We start from the raw sequence: 25,625 nt of genomic DNA on the forward strand, positions 1-25,625 counted from the left end.
GCTTCGCGATCCCGATCGACGAGGTCCTGCCGATCGTGCAGCAGATGATCAAGGGCGAGACCCCGACGCACGCCCGGCTCGGCATCGGCGTCGAGAACGCAGCGTCGGGCGCCGGTGCCCAGATCACCGACGGCGCCAAGGTGAGCCAGGTCAACAACGGCTCCGCCGCCGCGAACGCCGGGCTGAAGTCGGGCGACGTGATCACCAAGGTCGACGGCCACCTGATCACGTCCTCCGACGGGCTCGTGGCGACGATCCGGTCCTACCGCCCCGGCGACACGGTCACCGTCACCTACCAGCGCGGGGGGAGCACCCACACGGTGAAGGTCACCTTGGACTCCGACGCCGCGACCCAGAACTCCTGATCTCGGAGCCCGGGGGAGGCGTCCACAGCGCCGGAGACGCCCCCCGGGCTCCGTGCCACCGGCAGCGTCTGGACCTCACCGGGCGCGGTCGACCCTCGTCTCGTCCCAGACCGGACCGTCGGACTCGTACACCGCACCGTCGGCGCCGTAGACCAGGAACCGGTCGAAGCCGCGGGCGAACCACCGGTCGTGGGTGACCGCGACGACCGTGCCCTCGAACGCCTCGAGCCCGTCCTCGAGCGCCTCCGCCGACTGGACGTCGAGGTTGTCGGTCGGCTCGTCGAGCAGCAGCAGCGTCGCCCCGGAGAGCTCGAGCAGCAGGATCTGGAAGCGCGCCTGCTGACCGCCGGACAAGGACTCGAACCTCTGTTCGGCGGCATGGGCGAGCTCGTAGCGGTCGAGCACCCGGGCGGCCGCCTCCCGGCCCATCCCGGCGCGGCCGTCGGGCCGGCCGTCACCCCGGTGCAGGATCTCCAGCAGCGTCCGGCCCATCAGCTCGGGGTGCTCGTGGGTCTGCACGAACCAACCCGGCCGCACCCGCGCGCCGAGCTTGGCCTTGCCCGTGTGGCGCACCGGATCGATCGGGGTGTCATCAACCGGACGGTGCTCGACGTCGGGGTCGGAGCCGCCGGCGGCCAGGAGCCGCAGGAAGTGCGACTTGCCGGAGCCGTTGCTGCCCAGCACCGCGACCCGCTCGCCGTACCAGACCTCGAGGTCGAACGGCTTCATCAGCCCCACGAGCTCGAGGTCCTCGCAGACCACCGCGCGCTTGCCGGTGCGGCCGCCCTTGAGCCGCATCGAGACCTGCTGCTCGCGCGGCTGCTCGGTCGGCGGTCCCGCCTCCTCGAACTTCCGGAGTCGGGTCTGGGCGGCCTTGTACTGCGAGGCCATCCCGTCGTTGTACTCGGCCTTGATCTTCAGCCGGAGCACGAGCGCCTTGATCTTGGCGTGCTCCTCGTCCCAGCGGCGCCGCATCTCCTCGAAGCGGGCGAAACGGTCACGTCGCGCCGCGTGGTACGACGCGAAGCCGCCCGGATGGGTCCACACGAGGTTCCCGGCCGCGCCGAGCTCGACGGTGACGATCCGGGTGGCGGTGTTGTTGAGCAGCTCGCGGTCGTGGCTGATGAACAGGATCGTCTTCTCCGACTCGCGGATGCGCTGCTCGAGCCACATCTTCCCGGGGACGTCGAGGAAGTTGTCCGGCTCGTCCAGCAGGAGCACCTCATCGGGGCCGGCGAGCAGATACTCCAGCACCAGCCGCTTCTGCTCGCCACCGGACAGCGTCCGTAGCGAACGGTACTTCGCGCGGTCGTAGGGGACGCCGAGGCCGCGGACGGTGCACACGTCCCAGACGACCTCGAGGTCGTAGCCGCCGGCGTCGGTGTACTCGGCCAGCGCCTCGGCGTACCGCATCTGGTTCTTCTCGTCGTCGGCGTCCATCAAGGCCAGCTCGCAGCGCTCGACCTCGGCGGTGGCTGCGCGTACGCGCTCCGGCGACACCGAGAGCAGGAGGTCGGCGACGGTCGGGTCGTCGCCGAGGCCGAGGCCGACCATCTGCCGCATCACGCCGAGCCCGCCGGTGCGGGTCACCACGCCCGCCTTCGGCACGAGGTCGCCGGTGATGATGCGCAGCAGGGTCGTCTTGCCGGCGCCGTTCGCGCCGACCAGGGCCACCTTCGCGCCGTCGCCGACGCGGAACGACACGTCCTCGAGCAGCACCCGGCCGTCGGGCAGCTCGAAGCGCACACCGGCGACGTCCACGTGACCCACGGGGAGCCATTCTCCGTGACCTCCCCGAGCGGCGCACGCGGTTATCCGGGGCCGAGGTTCAGCGGGCGTTCTCCCGCAGCGACGACGTGCGGGCTCCCCGGACGGTGAGGAGGGCGAAGCCGGACGCCGCCACGACGAGGCCGACCAGGACGAGCGCGCTCAGCGTCACGGCGGAGCCGACGTCGAAGGACGGTACGACGCGCGGCACCAGCGAGGAGTCGACGAACCCGAGCGTCACGGTGCGGACGACGACGTACTGAGCGAGGCCGCCGGCGGCGACCCCGGCCACGGCGGCGGCCCCGAGGACGACCACGAACTCGGCGACCACGCCCACCATCACCGACCGGCGTTTCACCCCGACCACACGCAACGACGCCGCATCACGGCGGCGGGCGGGCAGCTGGACCGCGAGGTTGGCCCCGAGCCCGGCGACCGCGAGCAGGATCACCAGCGCCGTCACGACAACGTACAGCCGCAGGGCGAGCGCGAAGGCGTCCTGGTCGAGCACGTGCTTGGTCTCGGTCTCCCGGGTGGGGTTGGACAGTCCGTGGTCGGAGAGCGCGCTCAGGACGCGTCGCGGCGTGTCAGCCCGCGCCCAGATGTAGACGAGGGTGTCGCTGTTGACCTGCGACGCGCTGCGGATGAACGCCGTGAAGTCGATCAGGGTGCCGGACGGACCACGGAACGGCATCGACTCGGCCGGGGCTCCGGCCGGAGCCACCCGGAAGAGCCCGGACGCGCCGGTCGGGAGCCGGCTGGGTTCCGAGGTGAGCCGCCCGAAGAGCACGGGTACGACCGGGGGGAAGTCCGCCGGGCTGATGCCCGCGTAGGACTCGGAGCTCCTCGACCGGAACGACAGGGTGAGGCGCCCGTTCCGCAGCTCGACCTTCCTGACCGCGGTGGCGGTGTTGATGATCTGCGGCGCCTGCGTGCGCCAGGAGCGGTCGAGCATGCCCGGGATGCGACCCCCGTCGACGGTGGCCGACTCGATCGTGGCGGTGCCCCGCATGGCCTCCACCAGCGCGGAGGGGCCGCCGAAGCTGATGGTCTCCACCTGGCAGCCGGTGTGGCAGGTCGGCAGCTTCCTCGTCTGGGTGGAGCGACCCTGCCGGAAGGGGCCGACGGGGATGTTGCGCAGGTCGCCGCTGTCGTCGAGCACGGTGACGATCACGCCCAGCTGGCGGTAGTCGCCGTCCACGTGGTTGTCGATGGTCATCGAGAGCGTGGACCCGCGCATCATCACCGGAGGGCGTCGCGGCCCGATCTCCCGGGCGACGTCGGCGGCGCTGCGGCCCGGCGTCCACTGGGCCGGCCACGAGGCGACCCGGGCGAGCCTGGTGGCGTCGACGACGACCCGGGGCTGTGGGACGGACTCGACCTCGTCGGCGTTGGGGAAGTCCTCCGCGGCCGCCATCAGCCACCGGCCCTGCGGGTCGAGCTCGTGGGTGAGCCCGACGGCGCGAGTGAGCGGCAGCTTCGTCTCGAACGACAGTGGCGCGCCCACCTCGGTGGCAGCCGCGCTGGCGCGCCACGTCGAGGCGGCGAGCGAGACTCCGACCGCGAACACCGCCACGGTGAGGGCGGCGGTGACGGGCAGGATCACCATCGTCCCCTCGCGCCGGCGCCGGACGGTGCGCGAGGCGACGTACGACGAGATGGCGCGGCGTCTCCTCGACCACCGCACCCAGGCGCCGGCGACGCCGAGCACGAGAAGTCCGACGAGCAGGCCCGACGCGACGGCGAGCAGGATGGGCAGGAAGAGGTCGGTGGCGTCGGGCTTGGCGGGATGGCTGCGGCTGGCGGCGGTGATCAGCGCCGCGGCGGCCAGCGCGACCAGGGCCAGCCTCACGATGACCAGGAGACGTCCCGCCTTGGTCGGTCGTCGTACGCCGGCGATCTGCGCGCTCAGCGGCTCACCGACGGCGTCGCGCACGACGACGGCGGCCACGACCGCGGTCACCACCACGACCCCGAGCGCGGCGAGCCCGCTGGCCGCGATGAACGGCACCGGCAGATGGGGCACCAGCCATCGCTGGGCGAGGGCGCGGGACGCCAGGTAGCCCAGCAGGAGGCCGAGTGGCGTCGCCACGGCAAGGATCACCAGCGGCTCGAGCATGCCGAGGAACCACAGCTGACGCCGGCCGTAGCCGCGCAACGAGGCGAGCGCGAGCTCGCCACGACGCAGGATCATCGCAGCGGACAGCAGCCGCGACAGCAGGACCAGCGCGACCAGGATGAGGGACAGCACGGCCGGCTCGACCGTCGAACGGGAGACCCCGCGGCGGTCGATCAGCTGCGCCGCGGTGACCGGCAGGGTGTTGCCGGCCTCCAGCGAGAGACCCTGCAACAGGGTGCCGTGCTCGTCGGCCTTGGCGAGAGCCTTCACCCGGGTGGCGATGGTGTCGAGGTCGTCGACGGTGAGGCTCGGCGGGGTCGCGAGGGGCTGGTTGACGCCGACGTACCAGGGCTCCGGGCCGAGCTCGATCCCGGCCTGGGAAGTGATCCACGGAGCAGGGTGGGCCGGAACGAACCGGGGAAGCAGGGCGCCTGGGCTGGACTGCAGCACCTGGCTGCCGCCCCAGAAGTCGATGTCGGCGTTGGAGTCCGTGGGCCGGTAGAGGCCGACCACGGTGAAGGGAGTCACTTCGCCGTAGGGGTTGAAGGGGTCGCCCACCTTCACGCCGTACGTCGCGGCGTCGGCGCGCAGGATCGCGATCTCGCCGGGGTTGGTCGGACAGCGGCCCTCGAGCTGCACGTGGTCGCAGGCGCCGGTGACGGAGACGAGGCGCGGCACGGCCGGCGCGATGCCGCCGGGGAGACTCACCTGGTGGAGCGGCTGCCAGACGAAGGGACGGCCGGAGAGGTAGCCGCTGCCGGACTCGCGCCCGGTCTCGTCCCGGGCGGTCGAGATCGCCCGGTCGACGTCCTCGCCGGCCTGGGGACGGTAGTCGTAGGTGAGGCCGGTGTTGATGGGCGGCTGGGCCCGCAGCTGGGAGATCACGAACGAGTTGGCGGCGTTCTGCTGGTAGCTCGGCCCGACGACGGCGGACGCGATCGCGATCGCGGTCAGCAGCAGCGAGCCGAGGCTGAGCACCCAGCGGGCGCGCAGGCCGCGCAGGCACGTGGCGAGGAGCCACCAGAAGCGGGTCATCGGGGTCCCCGCGGAAGCGCGAGCTCTGCGAGCGGTTTCGTGGGATGAGTCATCTGTCGACCGCCCGCAGGGAGCCGGGACGTGCGCCCCGGCCGAACCGGGTGAACACGGCCGCACAGATCAGAGCGGTCACGACGGCGACACCGATGACGACCGACGCCAGCGTGAACGGCCGGATCGCCGGGTGTAGGACCGGTGCCTCCGCCCAGCCGCCGACCAGCTCCATCGGCGTGAGCAAGGGGACCGTGGTCGCGACGGCGGTGGCCGCCGCGGTCACGAGCACGATCACGGCGAGGATCGCCGCCTCGGCGAGATAGGCGCCGCGGACGGACGTGGGCCGCACGCCGGCTGCGCGCAGCCCGGCGACCTCGGCGCGTCGGCGCCGGGCCTGGCCGGCCAGCCAGGCCAAGAGGTGGGTGAGCGCGACCAGGCCGACTCCGATCGCGACGAGGAGGGCGAGCGAGTCGGCACGGGCCTCCGGCGTGTGGTCGAGCTGGTCGGCGATCGCGGCGTACGTCATGGGCTTGCCGCCGCCGTCCCGGTGCAGCCGGGCCAGCACCGAGGATGGCGTGTCCGCGCGGGCGATGACGACGGGCCGGGCGCCGGCGACGGTGCCGACCGCGCCTCTGAGGACGCGGCCCAGGTCGAGCAGCGACCCGGCGCGGCCAAGGAAGGGGATCGCCGGGACCGACCCGAGGACGTGGATCGGGAGCGCCTTGCCGTCGATGCCGTCGAGGTTCGCGTGGATCTCGAGGCCGGACGTGGTCAGGGCGGCTTCTTCCCCGGGCTCCTGCCCGACGGTCAGGGCGTGCTCGGTCCGCCCGGCGGCGTGGGACGTGGCACCGAGGATGCGGGTGGGGCCGGCCGAGACCTGGCCGAGGTGGAAGGCCGCGCCGCCGAGATCGACCGAGACCACCGAGCAGCCGATCGCGCAGGGTCCGACAGGGCCGGTGCTCGAGCCCGTGTGGGTCACCTGGATGCGCGCCGTCTTGAGGTAGCCCAGGTCGGTGAGGAGGGTGACCGAGACGGTCCCGGTCGTCTTCGGGCGGATCGAGGTGACGTCGACGTCGAGCGAGTCGGACCTCACCATCAGCGGGTCCGGCTGGTCGGCGAGCGCGCCCATGTGGGCGCTCGCGCCGGCCACGCTCGTGGTGCCGACGAAGTCGCCGACGACGGCGTCCCAGCGATCGGAGTCGACGAAGACCCTCCGGGCGGAAGGGTCGAGGTCGTCGATGGGCACAGCCGCCATCAGCCAGCGTCCCTGGGGGTCGGCGGCGTGGGCGGCGGCGTACGCACGGAGGGCGCCCTTCTCGAACGGCACGGCAATCGGACCACCGGCACGGAGACGTCCTGCGTCGTCGCGCCAGTCGGCCGCCGCGCGACCGCCGGTGAGCGTGACCGCGAGAAGGACCGCCGCCGCGACGAGGACGCGGACCACGGACCCGGGGTCGGGATCACGTCGGAGGCGGCGGCTGGCCAGCGAGAGGCCGAGCCGCCTTCCCAGGCGCGGGGTCAGGGTGAGCAGCCACATCACGAGCTGGCCGGCGCCGAGCGCGACCAGGGCGGGGGCGACCGTGGGCACCCAGCCGGCCTCGCTGCGGTGCGCCTCGTAGACGGCCAGGCATGCAGCCGCGACCACCAGCAGCTCGAGGAACAACGTGATCCACGAGGTCGGCTGCCTGCGCGGGTGCACCGAGAGGGCATCCACCAGGGACCGCCGGATCACGGCGGTCGCGACCAGCGCGATGGTGACCCAGGCGCCGACGAGGATCGCGACCGCGACCACCACCTCGCGCGTGCCGAGGCTGCAGTGCACGTTCCAGTCGCCGGCGATCCGGTGGGCGAGCCAGACACCGACCAGGGAACCGGCCGCGATCCCGACCAGGCCGACCGCGAGCAGCGGGCCGGCGGCGAAGGTGACCAGACGAGGACCGCTGAGTCCACGGAGCCGGGCCAGCGCGACGTCGTGGCTCCGGTCGACGATGGTCCGCGCCGACTGCTCGGCCAGCGCGACGGCGCCGTACAGGGCGAGCATGGCGGCGACCGCCCCCGGCGTACCGCCCACGCGTGACACGCCGACCACGGCCACGGCTCCGGCCGCGACGACGAACGCGAGCGCGAGCGTCGCCATGGACGGGAGGAGGTGGGCCCGGATGGAGCGCAGGAGCACGGCCGGCTACCGCCCGGGCGCGTACGCCGAGTCCTCGGCGGGGACCAGCCGGCCCTCGTCGAGCACGAGTGCGCGGTCGGCGGCGTCGACCACCGCAGGGTCGTGGGTCGCGACCACGACGATCGCGCCGCGCGAAGCCTCGATCCGGAGCTGGTCCATCACGTGCTCGCGGTTGCCCTCGTCGAGCTCGCTGGTGGGCTCGTCGGCGAGCAGGATCTCGGGCGCGACCGCGAACGCGCGTGCACAGGCCACACGCTGCATCTGGCCACCCGACAGCTCCTCGACCTGCCGGTCGCCGAGGTCGCCGATGTGGAAGCGGGTCAGCTCGTCGTCCGCGCGCTCGTCGGCCTCGCCCGGGGGTACGCCGCGGGCACGCAGCGCGATGGCGACGTTCTCCCGGGCCGACAGGATAGGGACAAGGCCGTAGACCTGGAGCACGAACGCCACCACGTGGCGCGGGTCGCCGTCGCCCTGCCACATGTGGCGGCCGCCGTACGTCGAGAAGCCCGTCGTCGGCTTCACGATCCCGCCGGCGATCGACAGCATCGTGGTCTTGCCCGAGCCGGATGGGCCCGACAGCGCGGTGACCTCGCCGGGGCGGAACTCGAGGCTGACCCGCTCCAGCGCCCACCGCCCACCGACGTTGAGGGACACGTCCTCGAGCGCGAGCACACCCTGCGCGGCGATGTCGGGGCGCTCTGCGGCCGACCGGTGACGGCCGAGGATGCTCATGAGAGCTCCTCGTCGAGGAGGTCGTGGTCTCCTCGGCTCAGCAGCAGCCGGTCGTCGTGCTCGGGCTCGATCCGCACCAGGGTGCCCTGCGGCCAGTCACGGGCGATGTGAGCGGGCAGATGCACGACGCCCTCGGCGCCGACGACCACGTACTCCGCACCGGCGCGGCCCTCCATGCCGACGCGGCCGCCGCGCATGGTGACCGTGCGCGGGAAGGTGCCGGCCACCTCTGGCTGGTGGGTGACCACCAGGATCGTCGTCCCGAAGTCGTTGCCGAGCCCGTGGATCAGCTCGAGCATGTGGTCGCGGTCCTCGTGGCTGAGCTGGCTCGTGGGCTCGTCGGCGAGCAGGAGCTGGGGCGCGCTGGTGACGCTGCAGGCGAGCGCGAGCCGCTGCCGCTCGCCTCCGGACATCGACGAGACGACCTGGTCACCCTTGCTCTCCAGGCCGACCCGGCGAAGTAGCTCGGCATCGCCGAGGGTGCGGTCGGGGTCGCCGGCGGCCGACCTGCTGAAGCGCAGGTTCTGCTTGGCGGTGGCGTAGTGGAGCAGGTTGCGCGTCGCGCCCTGGAGCATGGTGCTGACCCGGGACGCGCGGACCCGGGTCAGCTGGCGCTCGCTCATCCGCGAGATCTCCTCCTCGCCGAGGAAGATCTTGCCCGCGCTCGGGCGCTGGATGCCGCCGAAGAGCGTGAGGAGCGTGGACTTGCCGGACCCGCTGGGCCCCAGGAAGGCCACCCGCTCGCCCGCCTCGACGCTGAGGTCGACGCCCTGCAGCGCGACCACGTCGTGACCCTCGAAGGTCTTGTACAGGTGCACGAGGCCCTGGCAGCGGACGGACAGACCACCGGTCCGCCCATCGACCTCTCGGGCGACGTGCTGCATGCGCACTCCTCGGCTGTGACGGGTCGTCCGGCCCCGGGTCGTGACCGTCCTGTGATCCCGGCTCCGGCAGTCAAACCGCCGACGCGGGGTCGGGCAAGCACCGACCGGGTCTCGTGACCCGATCGATACCCGTCTGACGCGCGGTCCCCCGCCCCGGTTGTCACGGATTCTGCCCTCCCGCACGCGAACGCCGTCGGTTCAGCGCGGGGCGCCGCGGTGCCGTTTTGTCGTGGGCCGGCCCCCGGCGGTTGAGGAGCCGCCCAGCGACCCTCGGTGGTTGAGGAGGTCGCCCAGCGACCGTCTCGAAACCACCGTGCGTGTCGGTCGTCGAGCCGGGGGTGCAGCGGTGCTCTTCGGTGGTCGAGCGGGCCTCGGGGGCCGTCCTGAGCAGGCGACACCACCGGCTCGAGACCCACTCACCGTGGACCTGCCTTGCCCGGCTCCACCACCGGGGACCTGAACGCGCGGGCCCCCGCCTCCCACGGAACCGCCGTGGTTATGCGAGCAGGTTCTTGATCAGCGATGCCAGCAGCAGGACGGCCAGCGGTACCCCGAGCACCGTTCCGGGGACGAAGCAGATCCACGACCAGATCAGGAACCTGCGAGCGGAGTGGTCACGGCGCGCGACGCGATCGAGCCCCTGGCACGACAGCAGGATCCCGAGAATGCCGAGTGGCAGCGTCACGAACACGGCGAGCGTGCCCATGACCGATGCGACCACGGTGCCTTTCACCGTGAACTCACCGTTCGGGGTCGTGCCCCACGGGAGCCGCACGTCGGTGGGCACGGTCTGCGTCATGGCCAGACTCTAGGCTCGACCACCGAACCACCACCACCTATCGGCGCGACTCCAGGACCCGGAACCCCTTGGCCGAGGCCAGCCTCAGCGTCGGGTACCCCTGGTCGATCAGCCAGTTCTGGAGCGAGTCGGCGCCGAGGTTCTTGCCCACCACCAGCATCGCCCGCCCGCCGGGGCGGAGCCGCGCGAACCAGTGGAGCAGCAGGCGATGGAGGGCCTGCTTGCCGATCCGGATCGGCGGGTTGGACCAGATCTCGTCGAACCGCACGTCGTCCGGCACGATCTCCGGGTCGCAGGCGATGAACCGGTCCTGGAGCCCGAGGCGGGCCGCGTTCTGGTTCGCGAGGAGTACGGCACGCTGGTTCACCTCGACGCCGGTCACCCCGGAGGACGACCCGGCGGGTACGCCGCGGGCACGCCAGGACGCCGCGACGGCCAGGCCGATCACGCCGTACCCCGTGCCGAGGTCGAGGACGTGGCCCGGCTCCGGCGGCTCGGTCTCGCGGAACAGCACCGAGGTCCCGATGTCGAGCCGGCCGCGGCTGTACACGCCCGAACCGCTGATCAGGTCGAGCCGCTGCCCCCACACCTCGCAGCTCACCGGCTCCCGCTCGAAAGGCGCCGAGGGGTCCGCGGAGAAGTAGTGGTCGTTCACCCGAGTCGCTCCTCGATGAGCGCCAGCATCCGGCCCTTCTCGGCGACGTACCCGTCGCTGCCGACCGGTACTTTCCCCAGCGACTCGTTGCGTCCGCGGGTCGCGAGCCGGTAGATCGCGGCCCGGAGGAGCAGCTGCGGCCAGGTCTCGCCCGTCGACCAGTCGTCGAGCAGGGACTCGTCGGCGCCCTCCCAGCAGACGGCGTCGGTGGCCACCACGGCGAGGGCCCAGTCCGCCGGACGCCAGTACGGCGGCCAGTCGATGACCGCGGCGCGGTCGCCGTCGCGCAGGACGTTGCCGCCGAGATCGCCGTGCACGAGCTGCTCCGCGACCTCGATCGGCTCGAGGAGATCGAGCGCGCGGGTCAGCAGAGCCAACGTCTCCCGGGCGCCCTCCGGGGCCTTGCCGTCCCATGCCACGCGTTCGCCGTACGTCCACGCATCCTCGCGGTCGTCCAGGAACGCCGGCCGGGCGAGCTCGGCGACCGCCCGATGGAAGACCCGGTGGACCTCGCGGAACCAGTCGGGGTCATCGCCCGCGCGAGCGGTGGCGCCCGGGAGGAGCGCCTGAGCCCCCCAGCCGGCGAACGACCACCGTCCGTCCGCCCGGAGAGGGCGTGCCACGGCGACATCCGCGCAGGACCACGCGTCGTACACCCCGCAGACCCACGCGTGCTCGGCCTCGAGGTCGACCTGCTTGAGCACGACATCGCCCGCGATCCACGTCCTGCCCATGCCGCGCTCGGCCGGGTGCGGCGAGACCGTGGCGCCGAACGCCTCGAGAACCTCGGCCGACGGCACGCTCACGACGGCTCCCGCTTCGCTCGCGCCTGCTCGGCGCGCGCGGCCAGCTCGGCGTCCGGCGGGTAGCCGACCTCCTCGAGCGTCAGGCCGTGCGGCGGTACGACGGTCACGGCAGGGTCGCGGACCTCGGCGGCGAGCACCTCGGCCGGCCAGGAGACCGGCCGTCGACCCTCTCCCACCGCCACGAGCGACCCGACCAGCGACCGCACCATGTGGTGGCAGAACGCGTCGGCCCGGACCGTGCCGCTGAGCAGGTCCCCCTCGCGCACCCACCACAGCTCGAGCAGCGTCCGCACCGTCGTGGCGCCCTCGCGTTGCTTGCAGAACGCCGCGAAGTCGTGGAGCCCGAGGAGCGTCGTCGACGCCTCGCTCATCGCGTCCACGTCGAGTGGCCGGGGCCAGGCCAGCACGTGACCGCGGGTCAGTGGGTCCGGGACTCCGTCGCAGATCCGGTACACGTAGCGGCGCCAGAGCGGCGCGAAGCGCGCGTCGAACGCGTCCGGGGCGGCAACCACCCGGCGTACCCGGACGTCCGTCGGCAGTAGGCCGTTCAGGCGACGAGTCACGGCCTCCGCCGGGTCGCTCTCGAAGCGACCCGCAGCGGCGACCAGCGCTCCCTCCTCCACCTCGACGTGCACGACCTGGCCGCGCGCGTGGACCCCGGTGTCGGTCCGGCCCGCGCACACGGTCGACGCCTCGGAGACGCGCAGGACAGTCGCCAGCGCAGCCTCGAGCTCGCCCTGCACGGTGCGCAGTCCCGGCTGCGCCGCCCAGCCGTGGAAGGCGCCGCCGTCGTAGGCGAGATCGATCCGCAGCCGCACGGCCGGGATCCTACGAGCCCCCGCGCAGCCGGGGTCGGCGAGCCGAGCGGGTGGCGGTCGATGGACGAAACCTGTAAGAATCCTGCATGACGGAGGCCGGGCTCGTCGTTCTCGAAGGCGTCAACAAGCACTTCGGCCGCTTGCACGCGCTTCGCGACGTGGACCTGTCCGTCGCTCGGGGCGAGGTGGTCGTGGTGATCGGCCCGTCCGGCTCCGGCAAGTCCACGCTGTGCCGCACGATCAACCGGCTCGAGACCATCGACAGCGGCTCCATCCGCGTCGACGGGAAGCCACTGCCGGCCGAGGGCAAGGAGCTCGCGGCACTTCGGGCCGAGGTCGGCATGGTCTTCCAGAGCTTCAACCTGTTCGCGCACAAGACGATCCTCGAGAACGTCACGCTCGGACCGGTCAGGGTGCGCGGCATCGCGCGCGAGGCCGCCGAGCAGAAGGCGCGCCGGCTGCTCGACCGCGTCGGGGTCGGCGAGCAGGCGGAGAAGTACCCCGCACAGCTCTCGGGCGGCCAACAGCAGCGGGTGGCGATCGCCCGCGCCCTGGCCATGGACCCCAAGGTGATGCTCTTCGACGAGCCGACCTCGGCGCTGGACCCCGAGATGATCAAGGAGGTCCTGGACGTGATGGTGGACCTCGCCCGTCAGGGCATGACGATGATCGTCGTCACCCACGAGATGGGCTTCGCACGTACGGCGGCCGACCGGGTCGTCTTCATGTCCGACGGGGCGATCGTCGAGGAGAACACGCCCGAGGAGTTCTTCACCGACCCGCAGAGCGAACGAGCCCGTGACTTCCTCGGCAAGGTCCTCACGCACTGAACCGGACCAGATCGCCCGGCACAGACCCCATCGCAAGGTGCGTTTCGTCAACCTCAAAGGAGAGATTGAAGATGCGATTGTTGAAGATCAAGGCGGTACTCGTGGGCGCCGCGCTGGCGGCCTCGACGGGTGCGCTGACCGCGTGCGGCAGCGACGGCGGCGACGAGACCGACGTCGAGGTCAAGAAGGCGTCGGGACTGACCGGTGTCGCCAAAGAGCTGGCCGAGAAGGGCACGATCACGATCGGAGTGAAGATCGACCAGCCGGGCATCGGGTTCAAAGCGCCGGGCGCGGACGCCCCGGAGGGCTTCGACATCGAGATCGGACGGATCCTCGCCGGCGCGCTCGGCATCTCCGACGACGACATCACGTGGGTCGAGACGGTCTCGGACAACCGCGAGCCGTTCCTGCAGCAGGGGCGGGTCGACCTCGTGATCGCGTCGTACTCGATCACCGACGACCGGCGCAAGATCGTCGGGCAGGCAGGGCCCTACTACGTCACCGGCCAGCAGCTCCTCGTGCGCGAGGACGACAAGGACCGGATCACCGGACCGGACGACCTGAAGAGCATCAAGGTCTGCTCCGTCGAGGGCTCCACCTCGCTGGCCCGGGTCGAGGACGAGTACGGCGCGAAGCCGGTGCCGTTCGCGACGTACTCCGAGTGCGTCGACCAGCTGCAGAACGAGACGGTCGACGCGGTCACCACCGATGGCGCCATCCTGCTCGGCTACGCGGCCGAGGATCCGGACAACCTCGAGGTGGTCGGCGACCCGTTCTCCGAGGAGCGGTACGGCGTGGGTTACGAGAAGGACGCCGGCGGGATGTGCGAGTTCATCAGCGACACCCTGAAGTCGGCGGAGGACGACGGGACGTGGGCGACAGCGTTCGAGAACACGCTCGGCGAGTCCGGGGTCGAGACGCCCGACCCGCCCGCGCTCGACGAGTGCGCGTGAGCCCGAGCCCGCGCTGCGGCCCCTCCCGGGGTCGCAGCACGGGCTGACCTGAACACCCGGCGAGAGGGAGAACCCGGTGGAGTGGTTCACCGAGAACCGGCACGACATCCTCGTGGCCTTCGGATTCACCGTCGAGATGGTCGTCATCGCCGGGGTCGTCGCGCTCGTGCTGGGCGCGATCCTGGCCGCCATGCGCGTCTCCCCGATCCCTCTGGCCCGGGGCATCGGCACGTTCTACGTGTACGCCGTGCGCAACACGCCGCTGCTGCTGATCATGCTGCTGTTCGCCTTCGGCATCCCCAACCTCGACATCCGGCCGGAGCTCCACCTCGGCGATGCCGAGCTGTTGCGGCTCAATGTCTTCTTCGTGTTCGCGACGGCGGCGCTCGGCCTGTACACCGCCGCCTTCGTCTGCGAGGCGGTGCGCTCCGGCATCAACTCGGTCCCGCTCGGCCAGGCCGAGGCCGCTCGGGCCATCGGGCTGACCTTCGGGCAGAGCCTGCGGCTGGTGATCCTGCCGCAGGCCTTCCGGGCGGTGCTGCAACCCGTCGCGAGCGCGCTGATCGCGATGATCAAGAACTCCGCCATCGCCGTCGGGGTCGGGGTCACCGAGATGGGCTTCGAGATGCAGAAGCTCCAGAACGACCACCCGAGCTCGAGGTGGGAGATCTTCATCGTCTTCGCGATCGCCTACATGCTTCTGGTCGCGATCGTCGCACTCGTCACCGCGGCCCTCGAGCGCCGGGCCAGGATCGCCTGATGTCGTCGAGCGTCCTCTTCGACGAGCCCGGTCCGCGGGCTCGGGTGAGATTCCGGCTCTACAACGGCGTCTTCGTCCTGGTCGTGCTCGGTGTCATCGCCCTGGTGCTCTACAAGTTCAACGCGGCCGGCCAGTTCGAGTCGCGCATCTACCACCGGCTGAGCGAGAACGGCGTCATCACCGAGCTCCGGCGAGGACTGGTCGCGACCCTCGAGGCGGCCGGTCTCGCGATCGCGGTCGCGCTGCTCCTCGGAATCGTGCTCGCCGTCGCCCGCCTGTCCGACCACAGGTGGATACGCGTGCCGGCCACCGCATTCGTGGAGTTCTTCCGCGCGGTCCCGCTCGTGCTGCTGATCATCTTCCTCTTCGGGCTCGCCGGGGCGACCAGCCCCATGTCCGGATGGGACACGCGGACCCAGGGCCTCGCGGCACTCGTGACCGGGCTGATGCTCTACAACGGCTCGGTGCTGTGCGAGGTGTTCCGCGCCGGAGTCAACGCGGTGCCGAAGGGCCAGGCGGAGGCGGCGTACGCGATCGGCATGCGCAAGAACCAGGTGCTCCGGGTCGTGCTGATCCCGCAGGGTGTGAGGTACATGCTCCCCGCGATCATCAGCCAGTGCGTCGTGGCCCTGAAGGACACCTCTCTCGGCTACATCGTGCTGTACCCCGAGTTCCTGCGCGGGTCCCGGACCGTCGCGCAGTACGCCGGCAGCTTCCTGGTCACCTACCTGCTGATCGCGCTGGTCTACATCGCGATGAACTCGGTCCTGTCACTTCTCGCCTACTGGGCCGAGCGGAGGATCTCGCAGCGCGGCCGCGGGGCCGCCCGTGCGGTCGAGCACGTCGAGGAGGCGCTCGCCGCCGGCTGATTAGGCTCTCGGTGTGGACGACCGCCCCGTGATCCTGCTCGTGTCGGAGGAGAATGCCGACTACCTGCTCGACGAGTTCGGCCGCTATGCGCGCGACTACGACCTGCGCACCGCCCGCAGCGCCGCGGAGGCGGGCCAGGTGGTCAAGGGGCTCCAGGGCCAGCCCCTCGCCCTGGTCGTGACCGAGTCGGTGCTGCCCGACGCCGACGTGCTCGAGACCTTCCACCATCTGCGCACCTACGTCCCGACGTGCCGCCGCGTGGTCGCGGCGCACTGGGACAGGTTCCGGTACGACGCCGAGCGGTTCCGTCCGGGGCTCGCCAAGGGCAAGTACGACGCCTACCTGCTGATGCCACGCGGTCACCGCGACGAGGAGTTCCACACCGCAATCTGCGAGCTGCTGTCGGACTGGAACCAGACGGTCGCCCCGCCGGTCGTCGAGAGCCTCCGGCTCGTCTCGCCGACCAGCGACGGGCTCACTCTGGCGGTGCGCGACTTCCTCGACCGGATCGGCGTACCCCACCTGGTGCACCACCCCGACAGCGAGGTCGGCCGGGAGATCCTGGCCCGGCTCGACGGCGACGCGGCCGCGAACCCCCCGGCGTACCCGGTCGTCGAGCGATGGGACCACGCCCCCTTCTCGGTGACGTCGGTGCGCGATGTCGCGATGAGCATCTACGGCCGCCCGGACTCGATCGACGTGGACAGCGTCGCCGACGTCGTGATCGTCGGCGCCGGACCCGCGGGCCTCGCCGCGTCGGTGTACGCCGCGTCCGAGGGCCTCGGCACGGTCGCCATCGAGGCCGAGGCGATCGGCGGCCAGGCCGGCACCAGCTCGATGATCCGCAACTACCTCGGCTTCCCGCGCGGCATCTCCGGGATGCGGCTGGCACAGCGTGCGCGGAACCAGGCGATCCGCTTCGGCACGCGTTTCTTCACCGGCTGGCCGGCGACCGGCCTCGACGTCGGCGGCCTCGGTGAGCCGCACGTGGTCCGCACCGAGGGCGGCGACGTCCGCGCCCGCGCCGTCGTGATCGCCTCCGGAGTGACCTACCGCAAGCTCGGCGTCGAGGCGATCGACTCGATGGTCGGCAGCGGCGTCAACTACGGCGCCGCGATGACCGCCGCGCGCGAGATGGAGGGCCTCGACGTGTACGTCGTGGGCGGCGGCAACTCGGCCGGCCAGGCGGCGATCCACCTCTCGCGGTTCGCGCGCAGCGTCACCATCCTGGTCCGGCGACCCGACCTGAGCGCGACCATGTCGTCGTACCTGATCGGCGAGATCGCGTTCAACCCCCGGATCACCGTCGAAGGCTGCCGCTGCGTCGTCGCCGGCGGCGGCGAGGGCCGGCTGGAGTGGATCGAGGTCGAGGACACCACGACCGGCGAGCGGACCAGACGCGCGACGGGCGGCTTGTTCCTGCTGCTCGGGGCCGTCGCCCACTGCGACTGGCTCCCGCAGGAGGTCGCGCGCGACCCGAACGGCTTCGTGCTGACCGGACGCGACGTGCCGTCGACGGCGTGGCGCGACGGGCTGCCGCCCGGCAACCTCGAGACCACGGTCCCCGGCATCTTCGCGGTCGGTGACATCCGGGCCGGCTCGATGAAGCGCGTCGCGAGCGCCAGCGGCGAGGGGGCGTCCGTCGTACCGCTGGTGCATGCCTGGCTCGAGCCCACGCCGACCCCCATCTGAGCCACCACGCCGAGGGGTTGTGAGCCGCGCCACGGAGGCGCTCGCAACGCCCATGAGGAAGCGGGTCCGGGACCGTCGCGTTGGTAGGGTGCGTTCCCGTGCCAACGGCTTCCCCGGAGCGGCTCCGCGCGCTCTCGTCGTCCCGGTGGAAGCGTCTCGGGACACGTCTGGTGGCGGTCGCGATCGTCGTCGCCGCCGTGGTCTACGCGTTCCTCGCGTTCGTCTCGATCCGCACCAACGTGCTGTGGTTCCGCTCGGTCCACGTCGACGACGTGTACGGCACGATCCTCGGTGCGCAGATCCTGCTCTTCGTGGTCTTCGGCGGCCTGACCGCCCTCGCGGTCGCGGCCTCGCTGGTGGTGCTGATCAAGAGGCGTCCGCGACTTCGCCCCGATCCGCGACGGACCTGGCGCAGCCGCTTCCGACGCTACGAGCCGCGGGTCCGGATCTGGCTGATCGTCGTCGTCGCGCTCTACCTCGGCGTCCACGTCGGCACCCGCGCAAGCAACCACTGGCAGACGTACGTGCTGTGGCGGCACGCCCAGCCGTGGCACACCACCGACCCGCAGTTCCACCGCGACATCTCCTACTACGTCGCGGTGCTGCCCTTCCACCGGATGGTGGTCTCCTACCTGAGCTCGATCGTCGGGACCTGTCTCGTCGTCACGATCGTCGCGGCCTATCTGTACGGCGCCTTCCGCTTCCGGCCGCGTGGCCCGGGCCGGCGGGTCACCCGAGCGCTCAAGATGCAGGTCTCGGTGCTGCTCGGGCTCTTCCTGCTGCTCAAGGCCGCGTCGTACTGGCTGGGCCGCTACACCCTCACCACCTCCAACCGCGGCCCGGTGACCGGGATGTCCTACACCGACACCCACGCAGTCCTGCCCGCGCGGACCGTCCTGGTCGTGGTCGCCGTGCTCTGCGCGGCGCTGCTGTTCGCCAACGTGGCCCTCAACCGGCTCCGCTGGATGGTGCTCGGCGTCGTGGTGCTGTACGTCGCGTCGTACGTCCTCGGGGGGCTGTACCCGTCGCTGGTGTACCGCTACCGCGAGCAGCCCAGCGCGGCGACCCTCGACCGCATCACCATCGAGCACAACCAGGCGGCGACGATGGCGGCGTTCGGGCTCGACCACGGGGTGACGACGCAGTCGTTCGGGAGCACGTCGTCGGGCACGACCTCCGCCGCGGCCGCGCAGCGCACCGCGCAGATCCGGCTGCTCGACCCCAACGAGCTCACGCCCACCTTCAACGTCAAGCAGGAGCTCCAGGCCTACTACCAGTTCAAGTCGACGCTCGACATCGACCACTACCCGATCCAGGGCCGCGACCAGGACGTCGCGATCGCCGTGCGCGAGCTCAACCTGGCCGGCATCTCGCGGCAGACCTGGGCCAACAAGCACCTGGTCTACACCCACGGGTACGGCGTGGTCGCCGCGCCCACCGACCGGATGGACGAGAAGACGGGGACCCCCGACTTCATCAACGGCGGGCTCCCGCCACAGAACCAGATCCCCGTCGACGAGCCGCGCATCTACTTCGGCCAGAACTCTCCGCCGTACTCCATCGTCGGGCAGCCGAAGGGGAGCACGAAGGAGCTCGAGTTCGACCACCCGGGCGACGGCAGCGGCACCCAGGGCGCGCACACGACGTACGACGGTGACGGCGGCGTGCCGATCGGCTCGCGCTTCACCCGCTTCCTGTACGCGGTGAAGATGCACGACCCGAACATCTTCTTCTCCGGCGACGTCAACAGCGGCTCGCAGCTCTTGACCGTGCGCAACCCGCGGTCCCGGGTCGCCAAGGTCGCGCCCTGGCTGACCCTCGACGGCGACGTCTACCCCGCCGTCGTCGACGGACGCGTCCAGTGGGTCGTCGACGGCTACACCTCGAGCTCGAGCTACCCCGACTCCCAGCGCGTCGACCTGCGCTCGGCGACGACCAGCTCGCTGACGGCGTCCGGATCGACGGCGGTGCAGCCGAACCGGTCGGTGAACTACCTGCAGAACTCCGTCAAGGCCGTCGTCGACGCGTACACGGGTCAGGTCACGCTGTACGAGTGGAACCAGGCGAACCAGCCCGACCCGCTGCTGAAGACCTGGGAGGACGCCTTCCCCGGGCTCGTGAAGCCGGAGTCGGACATCCCGCACGCACTGCTGCCGCACCTGCGCTACCCGCAGGACCTGTTCAACGTGCAGCGGCTGCTGCTCACGCAGTACCACGTCACCGACCCCGGCGACTTCTACAACGGCAGCGCCTTCTGGAAGGTGCCGACCGATCCCACGGTCGCCGCGACCAACAGCCTGAACTCCGGCGGCAAGGGCGGCGGCAGTCCGACCCTGCCGTCGGCGTACATGTCACTCGCCCCCACCGGTGACGGCCCCGCGGTGTACTCGCTGTCGACGCCGATGGTGACCCTGAACTACCGCGACCTGGCCGGCTTCCTGAGCGTGAACGCGACACCGGGACCGGACTACGGGAAGTTCACCCTGCTGCGCTTCCCGTCCGGCCAGCAGTTCGAGTCGCCGGCCCAGATCCAGAACGACATCGAGTCCGACAACACCATCTCCAAGGCGCTCACCCTGCAGCGCGGCGGCAACTCGAAGGTGGTCCTCGGCAACCTGCTCACCATCCCGTTGGCGGGCAAGGTGCTGTACGTCGAGCCGGTCTACACCCAGGCCCAGGGCGGTGACTCCTTCCCGATCCTGCGGCACGTGATCGCGGTGTACGGCGACGGCCAGCCGGCCTTCAGGTCCACCCTCGAGCAGGCCCTGACCCAGGCCATCGCGAACGACGCACGGGCCGGCTGACGCTCCCTCGTCAACTACTCGGTTGACAAAGGCGGTGTCCCCGGTCTAGCCTCCTCTTCAACCGAATGGTTGACGAAAGTGACGAGATGAACGACCAGCTCTCCCGGGTCTTCGCCGCCCTGGCCGACCCCACCCGCCGCGACCTGGTGGCCCGCCTGACCGACGGTGATGCGACCGTCGGCGACCTGGCCGCGCCGTACGACGTGAGCCTGCAGGCCGTCTCCAAGCACCTCAAGGTGCTCGAGGAGGCGGGCCTGGTCACCCGCAGTCGCGACGCCCAGCGCCGGCCCGTGCACCTGGAAGCCGAGGTGTTCGACCTGATGACGAAGTGGATCGAGCGCTACCGCCAACGTGCGGAGGAGCGCTACCAACGCCTGGACGCAGTCCTGGCGGACCTGAACGACGAGACGCACGACGCGACCGAGATCCCACAGGAGGGAACCGCATCATGACCACCACGCACCCCACGGCTCGCTACGACCAGGCCGCCATCGAGGCGGACGAGACGGTGCCGATGATCCACATCTGGCGCGACTTCGCCGGCACCCCGGAGCAGCTCTTCCGAGCCCACACCGACCCCGAGCTCTTCGCGCAATGGGTCGGCCCGGAGGGCATGGGCACGACGATCATCGACTGGGACGCCACGGACAACGGCCGCTGGCGCTACTCCGCCGGCGACGGGGGCGACCAGACGTACTTCTTCCGGGGCAGCTTCCACACCGTCTCCCCCACCAAGATCGTCCAGACCTTCACGTGGGAGGGCCTGCCCGACAGCGTCGCCCTCGAGACGGTCACCTTCGAGGACCTCGGCGACGACCGGACCCGCCTCCACGCCACGTCGCTCTGCGAAAGCTTCGAGGACCGCGACGGCTGGCTCCGCAGCGGCATGGAGGTCGGCGTGAACGACGGGTACGCCGCCATCGACCGGATGCTCGAGGACGGAACCCTCTGAGCACCAACCCGTCGAGCGGCTTCCCTCAGAGCAGCTCATGGCGGTACGGCGGGTCGGCGCCCGGCCGCGACACGGTGATGGCGGCCGCGGTGGCGGCGTGCCGCAGCACGTACTCGATGTCGTCGCGGCCGAGCCCGGTGAGGCGCCCGCCGAGGGCGTCGACGTCCCAGAGAGCATCGAGGATGCCGGCCGCGAAGGTGTCGCCGGCGGCGATCGTGTCGGCGACGTCGGTCTCGACCGCGGGTACATCGACACGCTGTCCGTCCCCGATCCAGACCGCGCCCTGACGTCCGCGGGTGACCACGACCGCCGACGGGCCGAGGCCGAGGAGCCGGTCACCGGTCTGCTCCACCGGCTCACCGGGATACAGCACGGCGAGGTCCTCGTCGGAGGCCTTCACCAGGTCTGCAAGGGCGGCGACGTCCTCGATCGCACGCACGACGTCTGGGCCGCCGCCGGTCACGGCGGGACGGGCGTTGACGTCGTAGCTGACCGTGGCGCGAGGACGCAGATCCTCGAGCAGGCGGCGTACCTCACCTGCGCCGGGCTCCAGCACCGCGCCGATCGAGCACGCATGCACCACGACGGGATAGAGCTCGGGAACCTCGCCCAGACGCCACTCGATGTCGAAGGCGTACGCCGCGCTGCCGTCGGCCGCGATCGAGGCCCTGGCCGTCGCCGTCCGCTCCAACGTGTGCGGGTCGCCGACGAGACCGACGGCCGACTGGTTCAGGTGCCGGGCCAGGACGGCGCCGCGCTCGTCGTCGCCGTACGCCGTCAGGAACTGCACCGGGCGTCCCAGCCGGGCCAGTGCCACCGCGACGTTCGCGGCGCTGCCTCCGGCGTGCTCGACGGTCGATCCGTCGGGTCGCTGCACGATGTCGATCAGGGACTCGCCGACCACCAACACGCCTGCCATGCCCCCTACCCTGTCGCAACCGCCCCGCGGGATGCACACTGTCGGCCATGACGACGACGCTCGGTACGCCGACATCGACGCGTCGCGACCAACCGTTGGTGCTCTGCGGGATGGTCGCCGCGGTGGTCGTCGCGGGATATCTCGCCTACTTCCGGCTGATGTCCCGCGCCGTCCCCCACCTGTACGGACACTGGCCGAACGACCTCCTCGGGCTGCTCCGGTTCCTCGTCGAGGTCTCGCCGTTCGTGCTCTTCGCGGCCGTTCTCCTGGTCTGGGGCCGGAGCGCGCGCCAGCGGGTGGCCGGCGCCGGGTGCGCGCTTCTCGCCGGTGGCGCGGACTGGGGCATCCAGGAGGCGTTCCAGAAGCTGGTCTTCGAGCGGAACCACCTCACGCAGACGAACCTGCGGATCTTCGACTGGACCCTGACGCTGGTCGTCCCGACGCTGGTCGCGCTGTCATGGGGCCTGGCCCGGCGATCGGGTCGGGCATGGCTCGTCGGCGTGCTCGTGGCGCCGGGACTCGCCTGGGCGCACCACCTGCTCCAGCTGCACAACCCCCACGTCCAGTCGTGGGAGTTCCACCACGGTCAGTGGTGGGTCACGCGGCTCGAGTTCGTCGCCCCGATGGTGGTGGCCTGCCTCGTCTGCTGGCTGATCGAGCTCAATCGGCCGCCGACCTCTGCTCCCGAAATGCGGTCGTCCGCCTGAGCGGCTGCCAGAACAGCCTCTCAAGCGGACGACCCGGAGATCTCGGGCCGGTCAGGCCTTGTCGGACTCCTCCGGCTCCTCGGCGGTCGCCGGAGCCTCTTCCTCGACCGGAGCCTCCTCGTCGGCCTCGTCGGTGACCTCTGCCGAGGCCTCCTCGGCGGACGCCTCGGTGGCCTCCTCGACCGTCTCGTCCGTGGTCTCGTCCGTGGTGTCGGCTGTGGTCTCGACCGCAGTCGCGTCCGCCGCTTCGTCCACCGGGGTCTCGTCGACAGCCGCCTCCTCGGCCGGCGCAGCCTCGACCGGGGCGGCCGGGGCCTTCGTCGCGGTCGACTTCTTGGCCGCCGACTTCTTGGCCGTCGCAGCGGCCTTCGGCTCGTAGGCCTCGGTGACCAGCTCGATCACCGCCATCGGGGCGTTGTCTCCCTTGCGCGGACCGATCTTGGTGATCCGGGTGTAGCCACCCGGACGCTCGGCGAACCGCGGCGCGATCTCGGTGAACAGCTCGTGCACGACGGACTTGTCGCGCACGGTCTTCAGCACCTCCCGACGGTTGTGCAGGTCGCCGCGCTTGGCCTTGGTGATCAGCTTCTCCGCGACCGGCCGCAGCACCCGGGCCTTGGCCTCGGTGGTGGTGATCCGGCCGTGCTCGAACAGCTGGGTGGCCAGGTTGGCGACGATCAGCCGCTGGTGCGACGGGCTGCCGCCGAGGCGGGGGCCCTTCTTGGGCTTGGGCATGGCTCTCTCTCGATTCTCACCGGCCGTGTCAGGTACCGGAGTAGATGGTGCTGGTTCGGGTGAGTGTCAGGTCAGTAGGACTCGTCCTCAATGAAGGCGTCGTCGTCGTCATCGCCGTACGCCGCGAGGGCGGCCGACGGGTCGAAGCCGGGCGCGCTGTCCTTGAGCGACAGACCCATCTCGTGCAGCTTCGCCTTCACCTCGTCGATCGACTTGGCGCCGAAGTTGCGGATGTCGAGCAGGTCCTGCTCCGAGCGAGAGATCAGCTCACCCACGGTGTGGATGCCCTCGCGCTTGAGGCAGTTGTAGGACCGGACGGTCAGCTGCAGGTCCTCGACCGGGAGGGCGAGGTCGGCGGCCAGCTGCTCGTCGACCGGCGACGGGCCGATGTCGATGCCCTCGGCCTCGACGTTCAGCTCGCGGGCCAGACCGAACAGCTCGACCAAGGTCTTCCCGGCCGACGCGATGGCGTCGCGCGGCTTCATGGACGGCTTGGTCTCGACGTCGATGACCAGCTTGTCGAAGTCGGTGCGCTGCTCGACACGGGTGGCCTCGACCTTGTAGGTCACCTTGAGGACCGGGCTGTAGATGGAGTCGACCGGCATCCGGCCGATCTCGTTGTCGGCGCCCTTGTTCTGCACCGCCGAGACGTAACACCGGCCGCGCTCCACGACCAGCTCCATCTCGAGCTTGCCCTTGTCGGACAGGGTGGCGATCTTCAGCTCGGGGTTGTGCACCTCGACGCCGGCCGGCGGCTGGATGTCACCGGCACTCACCTCGCCCGCGCCGGACTTGCGCAGGTACATGGTCACCGGCTCGTCGTGCTCCGAGGAGACGACCAGGCCCTTGAGGTTCAAGATGATCTCGGTGACGTCCTCCTTGACGCCCTCGATCGTGGAGAACTCGTGCAGGACCGTGTCCACCTTGATGCTCGTCACCGAGGCACCGGGGATGGACGACAGGAGGGTACGCCGCAGCGAGTTGCCGAGCGTGTAGCCGAAGCCGGGCTCGAGCGGCTCGATGACGAAACGCGAACGGAACTCGTCGACTGACTCTTCCGACAGGGTCGGACGCTGTGCGATGAGCACTGATTCATTCCTTTCCGAGCCCACCCGCTATATGACGGGCTCAGATCTTCTGGTGGCGGCGGTGTGAAGTTGTGGGTCCACCGGGGGTCTGGGGGCGGAGCCCCCAGCGGGGGTCCACGGGGGCGAAGCCCCCGTGTGTGTGGTTACTTCTTGCTGTAGTACTCGACGATCAGCTGCTCCTGGACCGGGATGTCGATCTGGGCCCGGACCGGCAGCTGGTGGACGAGGATGCGCATCCGCGTGGGGATCGACTCCAGCCACGCAGGGACGACGCGCTCGCCGTGGGTCTCACGAGCCACGATGAACGGGGTCATCTCCAGCGACTTCTCGCGCACGTCGATCACGTCGTACTGACTGACCTGGTACGACGGGATGTCGACCTTCTTGCCGTTGACGCGGAAGTGACCGTGCACGACCAGCTGGCGGGCGTGACGGCGGGTGCGGGCGAAGCCGGCGCGGTAGACGACGTTGTCCAGGCGGCACTCCAGCAGCTGCAGCAGGTTGTCACCCGTCTTGCCCTGCCGACGCGAGGCCTCGGTGTAGTAGTTGTGGAACTGCTTCTCCAGGACGCCGTAGGTGAAGCGTGCCTTCTGCTTCTCGCGGAGCTGCAGGAGGTACTCGCTCTCCTTGATCCGCCCGCGGCCGTGCTGGCCGGGCGGGTAGGGACGACGCTCGTACGCCGAGTCGCCGCCGACGAGGTCGACGCCGAGCCGGCGCGACTTCTTGGTCATGGGGCCGGTGTAGCGGGCCATTCTTCTTCAGACTCCTTCGAGGATCTCGTGCTCGCGATGCCGGTCAGACGCGGCGGCGCTTCGGCGGACGGCAGCCGTTGTGCGGCGTCGGGGTCACGTCCTGGATGGTGCCGACCTCGAGGCCGATCGCACCCAGGGAGCGGATCGCCGTCTCGCGGCCCGAGCCCGGGCCCTTGACGAACACGTCGATCTTCTTCATGCCGTGGTCCATCGCCCGGCGCCCGGCGGCCTCGGCAGCCATCTGCGCGGCGAACGGCGTGGACTTGCGGGAACCCTTGAAGCCGACGGTGCCGGCCGAGGCCCACGAGATCACCGCACCCGTCGGGTCGGTGATGGTGACGATGGTGTTGTTGAACGTGCTCTTGATGTGGGCCTCGCCCTGAGCGACGTTCTTCTTCTCCTTGCGGCGCACC

Annotated in this window: 24 protein-coding genes; 10 read left to right on the forward strand and 14 right to left on the reverse strand. The window is 70.9% G+C overall.

The features are described from left to right. Positions 1–365: S1C family serine protease (locus tag VGK78_RS01375; RefSeq protein ID WP_331525463.1), on the forward strand; the 365-nt coding region annotated here is incomplete at its 5' end. A gap of 75 nt (positions 366–440) precedes the next feature. On the opposite strand, the gene VGK78_RS01380 is transcribed toward VGK78_RS01375, so the two are convergent. From VGK78_RS01380 to truA, 9 genes are all read right to left on the reverse strand, one after another. After that, positions 441–2,135, reverse strand: a complete 1,695-nt coding sequence (locus tag VGK78_RS01380) for an ABC-F family ATP-binding cassette domain-containing protein (RefSeq protein ID WP_331525464.1) — start codon at positions 2,133–2,135, stop codon at positions 441–443. Between the two features lie 58 nt (positions 2,136–2,193). After that, positions 2,194–5,286: an ABC transporter permease gene (locus tag VGK78_RS01385; protein ID WP_331525465.1), complete on the reverse strand. Its 3,093-nt coding sequence runs from the start codon at positions 5,284–5,286 to the stop codon at positions 2,194–2,196. Between the two features lie 49 nt (positions 5,287–5,335). Then, complete coding sequence (locus VGK78_RS01390; protein ID WP_331525466.1) at positions 5,336–7,417, reverse strand: hypothetical protein; 2,082 nt, start codon at positions 7,415–7,417, stop codon at positions 5,336–5,338. A 45-nt stretch (positions 7,418–7,462) separates the two neighbouring features. Then, on the reverse strand, positions 7,463–8,188 hold the full coding sequence (locus tag VGK78_RS01395; protein WP_331525467.1) for an ABC transporter ATP-binding protein: 726 nt from the start codon (positions 8,186–8,188) through the stop codon (positions 7,463–7,465). Further along, a complete protein-coding gene (locus tag VGK78_RS01400) occupies positions 8,185–9,072 on the reverse strand; it encodes an ABC transporter ATP-binding protein (protein ID WP_331525468.1) in 888 nt (295 codons plus the stop codon). Before VGK78_RS01400 ends, VGK78_RS01395 begins: the two co-directional genes overlap by 4 nt. A gap of 496 nt (positions 9,073–9,568) precedes the next feature. After that, a complete protein-coding gene (locus VGK78_RS01405; RefSeq protein ID WP_331525469.1) occupies positions 9,569–9,871 on the reverse strand; it encodes a hypothetical protein in 303 nt (100 codons plus the stop codon). A 37-nt stretch (positions 9,872–9,908) separates the two neighbouring features. After that, the gene (locus tag VGK78_RS01410) at positions 9,909–10,526 is read right to left on the reverse strand and encodes a class I SAM-dependent methyltransferase (RefSeq protein ID WP_331525470.1); all 618 of its coding nucleotides are present in this window, start codon (positions 10,524–10,526) and stop codon (positions 9,909–9,911) included. Beyond that, positions 10,523–11,332 (reverse strand): TIGR02569 family protein, encoded by an 810-nt coding sequence (locus VGK78_RS01415; RefSeq protein WP_331525471.1) that lies wholly within the window; start codon positions 11,330–11,332, stop codon positions 10,523–10,525. The genes VGK78_RS01410 and VGK78_RS01415 overlap by 4 nt, the downstream gene beginning before the upstream one ends. After that, positions 11,329–12,150: a tRNA pseudouridine(38-40) synthase TruA gene (gene truA / locus VGK78_RS01420; protein WP_331525472.1), complete on the reverse strand. Its 822-nt coding sequence runs from the start codon at positions 12,148–12,150 to the stop codon at positions 11,329–11,331. The genes VGK78_RS01415 and truA overlap by 4 nt, the downstream gene beginning before the upstream one ends. Positions 12,151–12,236: 86 nt before the next feature. Here truA and VGK78_RS01425 point away from each other — a divergent pair, with 86 nt between their 5' ends. The 8 genes from VGK78_RS01425 (at position 12,237) to VGK78_RS01460 (ending at position 21,011) form a co-directional block, all read left to right on the forward strand. After that, a complete protein-coding gene (locus VGK78_RS01425; RefSeq protein WP_331525473.1) occupies positions 12,237–12,980 on the forward strand; it encodes an amino acid ABC transporter ATP-binding protein in 744 nt (247 codons plus the stop codon). Positions 12,981–13,051: 71 nt separating this feature from the next. After that, positions 13,052–13,933 (forward strand): glutamate ABC transporter substrate-binding protein, encoded by an 882-nt coding sequence (locus VGK78_RS01430; protein ID WP_331525475.1) that lies wholly within the window; start codon positions 13,052–13,054, stop codon positions 13,931–13,933. 76 nt (positions 13,934–14,009) lie between these two features. Continuing rightward, positions 14,010–14,693 carry an amino acid ABC transporter permease gene (locus VGK78_RS01435; protein ID WP_331525476.1) on the forward strand — a complete coding sequence of 228 codons (684 nt, stop codon included), beginning with the start codon at positions 14,010–14,012 and terminating at the stop codon, positions 14,691–14,693. Further along, entirely contained in the window at positions 14,693–15,562 is an 870-nt protein-coding gene (locus VGK78_RS01440; protein ID WP_331525477.1) for an amino acid ABC transporter permease, read from the forward strand. Before VGK78_RS01435 ends, VGK78_RS01440 begins: the two co-directional genes overlap by 1 nt. 13 nt (positions 15,563–15,575) lie before the next feature. Then, positions 15,576–17,255 carry an FAD-dependent oxidoreductase gene (locus VGK78_RS01445; RefSeq protein ID WP_331525478.1) on the forward strand — a complete coding sequence of 560 codons (1,680 nt, stop codon included), beginning with the start codon at positions 15,576–15,578 and terminating at the stop codon, positions 17,253–17,255. A 98-nt stretch (positions 17,256–17,353) separates the two neighbouring features. Beyond that, positions 17,354–20,059, forward strand: a complete 2,706-nt coding sequence (locus VGK78_RS01450) for a UPF0182 family protein (protein ID WP_331525479.1) — start codon at positions 17,354–17,356, stop codon at positions 20,057–20,059. An 86-nt stretch (positions 20,060–20,145) separates the two neighbouring features. Then, positions 20,146–20,511, forward strand: a complete 366-nt coding sequence (locus tag VGK78_RS01455; RefSeq protein WP_331525480.1) for a metalloregulator ArsR/SmtB family transcription factor — start codon at positions 20,146–20,148, stop codon at positions 20,509–20,511. Next, on the forward strand, positions 20,508–21,011 hold the full coding sequence (locus VGK78_RS01460; RefSeq protein WP_331525481.1) for an SRPBCC domain-containing protein: 504 nt from the start codon (positions 20,508–20,510) through the stop codon (positions 21,009–21,011). Before VGK78_RS01455 ends, VGK78_RS01460 begins: the two co-directional genes overlap by 4 nt. A 25-nt stretch (positions 21,012–21,036) precedes the next feature. Here the strand turns inward: VGK78_RS01460 and VGK78_RS01465 are convergent, their stop codons facing one another. Next, on the reverse strand, positions 21,037–21,930 hold the full coding sequence (locus VGK78_RS01465; RefSeq protein WP_331525482.1) for a carbohydrate kinase: 894 nt from the start codon (positions 21,928–21,930) through the stop codon (positions 21,037–21,039). Between the two features lie 47 nt (positions 21,931–21,977). Here VGK78_RS01465 and VGK78_RS01470 point away from each other — a divergent pair, with 47 nt between their 5' ends. After that, positions 21,978–22,637 (forward strand): hypothetical protein, encoded by a 660-nt coding sequence (locus VGK78_RS01470; protein WP_331525483.1) that lies wholly within the window; start codon positions 21,978–21,980, stop codon positions 22,635–22,637. A 51-nt stretch (positions 22,638–22,688) separates the two neighbouring features. Here the strand turns inward: VGK78_RS01470 and rplQ are convergent, their stop codons facing one another. The 4 genes from rplQ to rpsK form a co-directional block, all read right to left on the reverse strand. Beyond that, entirely contained in the window at positions 22,689–23,372 is a 684-nt protein-coding gene (gene rplQ / locus VGK78_RS01475) for a 50S ribosomal protein L17 (protein WP_331525484.1), read from the reverse strand. 71 nt (positions 23,373–23,443) lie between these two features. After that, the gene (locus tag VGK78_RS01480) at positions 23,444–24,460 is read right to left on the reverse strand and encodes a DNA-directed RNA polymerase subunit alpha (protein ID WP_331525485.1); all 1,017 of its coding nucleotides are present in this window, start codon (positions 24,458–24,460) and stop codon (positions 23,444–23,446) included. Positions 24,461–24,603: 143 nt separating this feature from the next. Next, a complete protein-coding gene (rpsD, locus tag VGK78_RS01485; protein WP_331525486.1) occupies positions 24,604–25,212 on the reverse strand; it encodes a 30S ribosomal protein S4 in 609 nt (202 codons plus the stop codon). A 43-nt stretch (positions 25,213–25,255) separates the two neighbouring features. Next, positions 25,256–25,624 (reverse strand): 30S ribosomal protein S11, encoded by a 369-nt coding sequence (gene rpsK / locus VGK78_RS01490; protein WP_331525487.1) that lies wholly within the window; start codon positions 25,622–25,624, stop codon positions 25,256–25,258. Position 25,625: the final 1 nt, after the last annotated feature.

The sequence above is a fragment of the Nocardioides sp. genome (genome assembly GCF_036503465.1).
Taxonomy (GTDB): domain Bacteria; phylum Actinomycetota; class Actinomycetes; order Propionibacteriales; family Nocardioidaceae; genus Nocardioides.

Bases quoted from the DNA above. Each gene is read 5' to 3' on its own strand.
- VGK78_RS01385 (WP_331525465.1), bottom strand. From the start codon at position 5,286: ATGACCCGCTTCTGGTGGCTCCTCGCCACGTGCCTGCGCGGCCTGCGC.
- VGK78_RS01390 (WP_331525466.1), bottom strand. From the start codon at position 7,417: ATGGCGACGCTCGCGCTCGCGTTCGTCGTCGCGGCCGGAGCCGTGGCC.
- VGK78_RS01395 (WP_331525467.1), bottom strand. From the start codon at position 8,188: ATGAGCATCCTCGGCCGTCACCGGTCGGCCGCAGAGCGCCCCGACATC.
- VGK78_RS01400 (WP_331525468.1), bottom strand. From the start codon at position 9,072: ATGCAGCACGTCGCCCGAGAGGTCGATGGGCGGACCGGTGGTCTGTCC.
- VGK78_RS01405 (WP_331525469.1), bottom strand. From the start codon at position 9,871: ATGACGCAGACCGTGCCCACCGACGTGCGGCTCCCGTGGGGCACGACC.
- VGK78_RS01425 (WP_331525473.1), top strand. From the start codon at position 12,237: ATGACGGAGGCCGGGCTCGTCGTTCTCGAAGGCGTCAACAAGCACTTC.
- VGK78_RS01430 (WP_331525475.1), top strand. From the start codon at position 13,052: ATGCGATTGTTGAAGATCAAGGCGGTACTCGTGGGCGCCGCGCTGGCG.
- VGK78_RS01440 (WP_331525477.1), top strand. From the start codon at position 14,693: ATGTCGTCGAGCGTCCTCTTCGACGAGCCCGGTCCGCGGGCTCGGGTG.
- VGK78_RS01455 (WP_331525480.1), top strand. From the start codon at position 20,146: ATGAACGACCAGCTCTCCCGGGTCTTCGCCGCCCTGGCCGACCCCACC.
- VGK78_RS01460 (WP_331525481.1), top strand. From the start codon at position 20,508: ATGACCACCACGCACCCCACGGCTCGCTACGACCAGGCCGCCATCGAG.
- VGK78_RS01465 (WP_331525482.1), bottom strand. From the start codon at position 21,930: ATGGCAGGCGTGTTGGTGGTCGGCGAGTCCCTGATCGACATCGTGCAG.
- VGK78_RS01470 (WP_331525483.1), top strand. From the start codon at position 21,978: ATGACGACGACGCTCGGTACGCCGACATCGACGCGTCGCGACCAACCG.
- rplQ (WP_331525484.1), bottom strand. From the start codon at position 23,372: ATGCCCAAGCCCAAGAAGGGCCCCCGCCTCGGCGGCAGCCCGTCGCAC.
- rpsD (WP_331525486.1), bottom strand. From the start codon at position 25,212: ATGGCCCGCTACACCGGCCCCATGACCAAGAAGTCGCGCCGGCTCGGC.